Raw genomic sequence first — 518 nt, forward strand, 5'->3', positions numbered from 1 at the left:
TCGATGATCTTGGAGACCACACCGGCACCAACAGTACGGCCGCCTTCACGAATCGCGAAGCGCAGGCCATCTTCCATGGCGATCGGGTTGATCAGGGTAACACTCATCTTCACGTTGTCACCCGGCATTACCATTTCCACACCTTCCGGCAGCTCACAGGAACCTGTGACGTCGGTGGTACGGAAGTAGAACTGTGGACGGTAGCCCTTGAAGAACGGCGTATGACGACCACCTTCTTCCTTGGACAGTACGTACACTTCACACTCGAACTTGGTGTGCGGCTTGATGGAGCCCGGCACACACAGAACCTGACCACGCTCAACGTCGTCACGCTTGGTACCACGCAACAGAACACCTACGTTCTCACCAGCACGGCCTTCGTCCAGCAGCTTGCGGAACATCTCAACACCGGTACAAACGGTCTTCACGGTATCCTTGATACCGACGATTTCCACTTCGTCACCAACCTTGATGATGCCGCGCTCTACACGACCGGTCACAACAGTACCACGACCAGA

The 518-nt window shown here is 55.6% G+C and carries 1 protein-coding gene; it reads right to left on the reverse strand.

Going from position 1 to position 518, the window contains the following annotated elements:
• Positions 1–518, reverse strand: a 518-nt coding sequence (locus FO268_RS22770) for an EF-Tu C-terminal domain-related protein (RefSeq protein WP_263645082.1), incomplete at both ends; no start/stop codon positions are given.

This window comes from Marinobacter denitrificans (genome assembly GCF_008795955.1).
GTDB classification, from domain to species: Bacteria; Pseudomonadota; Gammaproteobacteria; order Pseudomonadales; family Oleiphilaceae; genus Marinobacter; species Marinobacter denitrificans.